Consider the following 6,355-nt stretch of genomic DNA (forward strand, 5'->3'; position numbering starts at 1 on the left):
CCCGGGTGACCGCTCAGGCGGCCAGGCAGAGGCCGTCGTACGGCGAGGCGGTGGTCGCCGGCCGCGTGGTGCTCGTGGCGGCGCGGGTACGGGGGGTCCGGCGCGCCAGCTCGCCGTGGACGCGGACGAGCAGGTCGCCGAGGCCCAGTCCGAGGGCGTGGGCGGCGGCCGCGAGCACCTCCGAGGAGGCCTCCTTGCGGCCCCGCTCCAGTTCCGAGAGGTAGGGCATGGAGATGCGCGCCGCCTCGGCCACGTCCTTCAGGGTCCGCTCCTGCGCGAGCCGCTCCCGCCGCAGCACGTCGCCGACGAGGTCGCGCCAGAGGGGCTCCCTGGCGGCCGGTTCCACCGGAGCGGGCACGGGGCGCGGCCGGGGCGTACCGCCCGGGGCGGCCGCCGCCGGGCGCAGGGGGATGACACGGGCCTCGTCCGGCACCTTGCTCCTCTGATCGCTCACGCCTCCAGCCTAGGGCCTGTCGTCAAATCCCCGCTGTCGCGGGGCAGGCGGGCATTTGACGACAGGCCCTATGGGTCCCGCACGCCCCGGGGAAAGCGGCCGGCGTTCCGCCCTGAGGGGAATCGCGCGCCCGGCCGGGAGGCGACACGGGCTCCTCAGGCGGCCGGAGTGGCCATCGCCTGGGCCGTGCGCTGCATGCGGAGCGCGTCGACGGACTCGGCGAGCAGTTCGTACTCGGTGGTGTCGTCGTTGGTGGCGACGCGGACCAGGTTGCCGGCGGCCAGTTCCTCGGCCACGTACTCCTGTTGGACGGTGTCCCCGCTCCAGGCCCGCAGGACGCCGGGGACGTCCGGGACGCCGTCCGCCACGGGGACGATCGCGTTCGGTGGGTAGTGCGGGTCGCCGGGGCGCGGGTCGAGCCGCTCGGCGATCCACAGGGCGCGGTCGCGCATCCACCACAGGGCGAGGGCGAGGGTGGGGGCGCGGTACGTCCCCAGTGGCACACCCACGCGCCGTCCGCCGCACATCCCGTAGGCCGTGACGTGGCACAGGAATTCGTCGTGCACGTTCGCTCCCCCATCGCAGCCGACCGCCGATCCGGCTCCGTACGTTTGCGCCCTGCCTGTCGTACACGTCGGGCGATGAGTCGTTCACGTGCGATGGTGCGGGGTGGTTCGTGGCTCACGCGCCCTGCGCTTCGAGTATCGCCACTCCTGACACTCTGTCACCACAAAAATCCGGCCAGTCTCCGAAAATATGCGCCACTTCGGCCGTCCGGAACGGGGCGCGGCCGGTTTCGCACCCTCTCCCCCGATACCGGTCGGCTTGGACCGGGAGGAATCGACACCCGCGCCGGGCAGGGGCGTCGGGGTGCGACCGGATCACCGCGGGCCGCGCCGGCGGGGGATCCGGCCTCCGTCGGCCACTGACCACTTCCGGGTGGTCGTCCGGCCGGATCCACGAACACCGAGCGTCACGAGAACGCCAGTGTCCGGATCGGGTGCCGTCCGGGGCGGAGGGGGCGCCGCCCCGGACGGCGGCAGGGGGGACGTCTACCGCGCCGTCCTGATCACCGCGTCGATGCGGGCCAGCTCCTCCGGCTCGAAGTCGAGGTTGCGGATGGCCGACACGCTGTCCTCCAGCTGCTGGGGGCTGCTCGCGCCGACGAGGGCGGAGGTGACCCGGCCGCCGCGCAGCACCCACGACAGCGCCAGCTGGGCGAGGGACTGGCCGCGCGACTTGGCGATCCCGTCGAGCTCGCGCAGCTGCCGCACGAGGTCCTCGGTGACCTTGTCCGTGCTCAGGAACGGGCTGTCGCTCGCGGCGCGCGAGTCGGCCGGGATGCCGTCCAGGTAGCGGCCGGTCAGCAGGCCCTGCTCCAGCGGCGAGAACACGATCGACCCGACGCCCAGCTCGTCCAGCGTGTCCAGCAGCCCCTCGTCCTCGGGACGGCGGTCGAGCATCGAGTAGCGCGGCTGGTGGATCAGCAGCGGGGTGCCCAGCTCGCCGAGGATCCGGGCGGCCTCGCGGGTCTGCTCGGGCGAGTAGTTGGAGACGCCCACGTACAGCGCCTTGCCCTGCTGGACCGCCGAGTGCAGGGCCCCCATCGTCTCCTCGAGCGGGGTGTCCGGGTCCGGGCGGTGCGAGTAGAAGATGTCGACGTAGTCGAGGCCCATGCGGGCGAGGCTCTGGTCGAGCGAGGACAGCAGGTACTTCCGGGAGCCCCATTCGCCGTACGGGCCGGGCCACATCAGGTAGCCGGCCTTGGTGGAGACCACCATCTCGTCGCGGTACGCCGCGAAGTCGGCCTTCAGCGCCTCACCGAAGGCGGACTCGGCGGCGCCGGGCGGCGGGCCGTAGTTGTTCGCCAGGTCGAAGTGGGTGACGCCCAGGTCGAAGGCGCGGCGCAGGATGGCGCGCTGGGTGGTGACGGGCCGGTCGGGGCCGAAGTTGTGCCACAGGCCGAGCGACAGCGCGGGCAGCTTCAGGCCGCTGCGTCCGGTGCGCCGGTAGGGCATGTCCGCGTAGCGGTCGGGGTGTGCGGTGTACAACGCGTGCTCCTGGAGGGCCGTAAGGGACCGGTGGACCGGTGTCGACAGCCCACTCTCGCGCGCCGGTGCCCAGTGGTCCAACAGGAGAATGCGATGGGATTCAGCGCTTAGGCTTCTCAATCGTGGAACTGCGTCATCTCCAGCACTTCGTCGCCGTCGCCGAGGACCAGCACTTCACCCGGGCGGCCGAGCGCCTGATGGTGTCGCAGTCGGGCCTGTCCGCCTCCGTCCGCGCCCTGGAACGGGAGCTGCGGGCGCCGCTGTTCGTCCGCACCACGCGCCGGGTGACGCTCACCGAGGCGGGGCGCGCCCTGCTGACGGAGGCCGAGCGGATCCTGGACCGGGTGCGGGCCGCGCACGAGGCGGTGGCCGCGGTGCAGGGCGTCCTGCGCGGCACGCTGTCCGTCGGCGCCGAGCAGTGCATCGCGGGGGTGCACGTGGCCGGTCTGCTCGCCGCGTTCCGGCGGCTCCACCCGGACGTCGAGGTGCGGCTGCGGCAGGCGGGGACGGACGCGCTGGCGGAGGAGGTCGCGGCGGGCCGGCTCGACCTCGCCTTCGGGGTACGGACGCGGACGGACCACGACCAGCTGCGGTCGGTGTCGCTGACCAGCGAGGCGATGGTCGTGCTCTGCCGTCCGACGCACCGCCTCGCGGTCGCCGGGGCCGCCCCCACGCCGGCGGACCTGGCCGGTGAGACCTTCGTCGACTTCCATCCGGACTGGGGGCCGCGCCGCACCACCGACGCCGTCTTCGTCACGGCGGGCGTCCGGCGCACCGTGGCGCTGGAGGTCAACGACGTGTTCAGCCTCCTCGACCTGGTGGAGGAGGGCCTGGGGGTCGCGGTGGTGCCCCGGCACTTCCGCCGCAAGCGGGAGACCCTCACCGCGCTGCCGCTGGAGGGCGCCGGGGAGACGGAGTACGAGACGGTCGCCCTGCTGCCGCCCCCGCAGGCCACCAGCCCGGCGGCACGGGCGCTGATGGGGCTGCTGGACACCCCCTCCGGTCACTCCGTCGCCGGGTCGCGGAGTCCGGCCGGAGCCACGTAGAGGTCGAACCGTCCGGAGCGGTGGGCGGGCCAGTCGCGGGCGTACGAAGGCGGGTTCGCCCCGCGCGCGGTGAGCGTGGCGACCGGGATCCGCCCGGCCGTGCGCAGGATCTCGCCGCGGGTGGTGTTGGCGTTGTTGCCGTGGACGTTGCCGGAGGAGCAGCCGGCGTAGAAGCCGATCGGGATGGCCGTGTGCCCGGTCACCAGGCAGGGCGGCCGCACGCCGAGGCGGTGCAGTGCGGCGGCGGTGCGCGCCCAGTTCTCGCGGCTCGCGGTGGTGCGCTCCACCGTCCGCTCCAGCACCGCGTACTGCGCCACGAGGTGCCCGGCCAGCAGCAGGGGCACCAGCGCCAGGGCGGCCGGCCGCCACCTCCTGCCCCGGGCCGTGAGCAGGTGGGCGAGCGCGTCGGCGACGACCAGGAACAGCAGCGCGTAGGCCGGCAGGAGGAAGCGCGGAGCCGCGTACCCGATGAGGAAGAGGTACGGGACGGCCGCCGTGGCGGCGCAGGCCAGGGCGGTCAGCGTGGCCTCGGCGCGCCGGGCCCTGACGGCCACCACCAGACCGAGCAGGGCGAGCACGGGCAGGGCGTACCACCAGAGGGTGACCGCCAGGTCGGCCGGCGGCCCGGTGCACGGCCGGCACAGGGCGCGTCCGCCCAGGCTGCGCAGCTGGTCGTCGACGGCGTTGTGCCAGCCGAGGCCGCCCTGGACTCCGGACCCGTCGGAGAGCCGCTGCCGCAGACCGCCGTACGCGGTGTACGCCTCGATCACCCAGGGCGCCGCTCCCCCGGCGAGCCCGGCGAGGAGCACCGCGAGCAGCCGCGGGGACCGCCGGCGCGGTACGCACACCAGGACGGCGAGCAGGGGCAGGGTCACCCACACCGCGTCCGTCGGGCGCATCACCGCCATCAGCGCCGCGCCCACGCCCACGCCCCACGGGGCGGAGCGGCCCCCGCGGTCGGCCCCGGCCCGCAGGAAGCCGCCCACGCACACCAGGGCCCCGATCGCGACCCAGTAGTTGGGCATGGCCTGCGGACCGTAGAACAGCGTCACCCACAGGCCGGCGAACAGGGCGCCCGCCCCGGCCAGCACCCGGGCCGGGAACAGCCCTCGCCAGGCGCGCAGCGCGAGGTACAGGGCGAGCCCGGAGAGCAGGGCCAGGAAGACGCGCAGCAGCGGGGTCGACGACGACCAGGAGGCGACCGGCGCCACCAGCCAGGACACGCCCCGCGCCCGCGGGGCGCTGAAGAACGCGGCCGGGGCGTCGCCACCCACCTGGCTGACGTACACCGCCTCGTCCCAGCCGAGGCCCATGCCCGGGCGCACCAGGACGAGCTGGGCCACGGTGAAGGCCCCGGCCACGGCCCACAGCCAGCCCTCGCCGCGCGCCCGCCATGAGGTGTCGGGGACGACGACCGGGCCGGTGCGCCGCGCGCCGGCGTGTGTGAGATCGGAACCGCTGACCATTGCCCACCCTTCAGCCCGTACGACAAGAGCACGGACAAAATAGCGAGGAAGGGGGGCATACGCGGCGCTGAGGGCACAGTACGGCCGGGACCTTGCGCCGACCGGCGCAGCGGGACGCCCGGGACCGCGGCGTGGCGGGCCCCGCGTGCGTGCGGTCCGCGCGCCCGGCGCCGCACCCGGGTTCTCCCCCGGGTACGGCGGCCGTGCGCCGGACCGCCGCAGGCGACGCGCTCGGCCTCAGCCTCAGCCTCAGCCTCAGCAGATGGTCTGGCTGCTGTTGACGAGCCTGTTGTTGCGGAAGGTGATGTTGGTTCCGCAGGGACTCTCGCGGATCGCGGAGTTGGTCACCGTGAGGTTCTGGATGGTGATGTCGCGGTTGCCCGCGAACTCCGTGCGGGCCGCGAGGCGGATCTCGCCGCCGCCGGTGACGGTGCCGCTCTGGGCGGCGATGTTCACGTTGTAGCAGTTCTCGACGAGGATCGCGTTGTTGCCGGTGTTGGTGAGGTTGATCCGGTCGATGACCGCGCCGCCGCTCTCGGAGACGCAGAAGACCCCGCGCCCGCCGCCGCGCGCGACGACCTCGCCCACCCGGATGTTGGTGGAGTAGGAGCTGCCGATGCGGCCGTTGCGGTTGGCCATGCGGAAGGCCGCGTACCCGGTGCCGGCGCCCGCGCCGTCCGCGTCGACCTTCGTCACGGTGGCGTTGACCGTCTGGTTGAGGAGCAGGCCGGACTCGCCCACGTTGCGGGCGGTGACCGTGCCGACGGTGAGGCCGTCCACGCCGTACGTCTCGACCGCGTGGCTGCTCGCGCCGGAGACGTAGACGTTGTCGATCCGGACGTTGCGCGTCCACTGGCTGGTGTCGCCGCGGTTGTCGATGCGCACGCCCAGGCCGCCCGTCAGGCGCATGTCGATCTGGCCGAGGACGACGTTCTGGACGTTGCGCATGAAGATCCCGTACAGCGGGGCGCCGGTCACGTTCAGGTGCTGGACCTCGACGTCCCGGGTGCCGCGGGAGTAGACCGGCGCCTGGTCGCCGGAACCGCTGCCGGTGACGTTGATCGTGCCGCACGCGTCGAGCACGGTGTAGCTCGGCAGGGAGATCCGGGAACCCGCGCTGATCGAGCCCGAGCCGCGTACGACGACCCGCTCCTTCGACGTCCGGTTGGCGGTCAGGCTGCCGATGGCCGCCTGCACCGCGGCGCGCATGTCGGTGCCGGTGTACACGGTGCTGCCGCCGCGCCGGGCGGTCCAGGTGCTGCCGCTCAGCACGGCCTCCGCCTGGTACGAGCCCTCGCCGCAGGCGGCCGCGGCGGCCTGCGGGGCGGCGGCCGCCCG

The 6,355-nt window shown here is 74.1% G+C and carries 6 protein-coding genes; 1 reads left to right on the forward strand and 5 read right to left on the reverse strand.

Features of this window, described 5'->3' with window-relative positions; translation table 11 throughout:
- Positions 1-13 precede the first annotated feature (13 nt).
- The 3 genes from UW392_RS47865 to mgrA form a co-directional block, all read right to left on the reverse strand.
- Positions 14-454, reverse strand: a complete 441-nt coding sequence (locus tag UW392_RS47865; RefSeq protein WP_320781650.1) for a helix-turn-helix transcriptional regulator — start codon at positions 452-454, stop codon at positions 14-16.
- A 155-nt stretch (positions 455-609) separates the two neighbouring features.
- Positions 610-1,020: a hypothetical protein gene (locus UW392_RS47870; RefSeq protein ID WP_320781651.1), complete on the reverse strand. Its 411-nt coding sequence runs from the start codon at positions 1,018-1,020 to the stop codon at positions 610-612.
- Between the two features lie 486 nt (positions 1,021-1,506).
- Complete coding sequence (mgrA, locus tag UW392_RS47875; protein WP_320781652.1) at positions 1,507-2,505, reverse strand: L-glyceraldehyde 3-phosphate reductase; 999 nt, start codon at positions 2,503-2,505, stop codon at positions 1,507-1,509.
- A gap of 122 nt (positions 2,506-2,627) precedes the next feature.
- Here mgrA and UW392_RS47880 point away from each other — a divergent pair, with 122 nt between their 5' ends.
- The gene (locus UW392_RS47880; protein WP_320781653.1) at positions 2,628-3,551 is read left to right on the forward strand and encodes a LysR family transcriptional regulator; all 924 of its coding nucleotides are present in this window, start codon (positions 2,628-2,630) and stop codon (positions 3,549-3,551) included.
- Here UW392_RS47880 and UW392_RS47885 read toward each other — a convergent pair.
- Both UW392_RS47885 and UW392_RS47890 read right to left on the reverse strand, forming a co-directional pair.
- On the reverse strand, positions 3,509-5,017 hold the full coding sequence (locus UW392_RS47885) for a hypothetical protein (protein WP_320781654.1): 1,509 nt from the start codon (positions 5,015-5,017) through the stop codon (positions 3,509-3,511). The genes UW392_RS47880 and UW392_RS47885 overlap by 43 nt on opposite strands.
- Positions 5,018-5,272: 255 nt before the next feature.
- Positions 5,273-6,355: hypothetical protein (locus UW392_RS47890; RefSeq protein WP_320781655.1), on the reverse strand; the 1,083-nt coding region annotated here is incomplete at its 5' end.

Source organism: Streptomyces sp. CRN 30 (genome assembly GCF_034105845.1).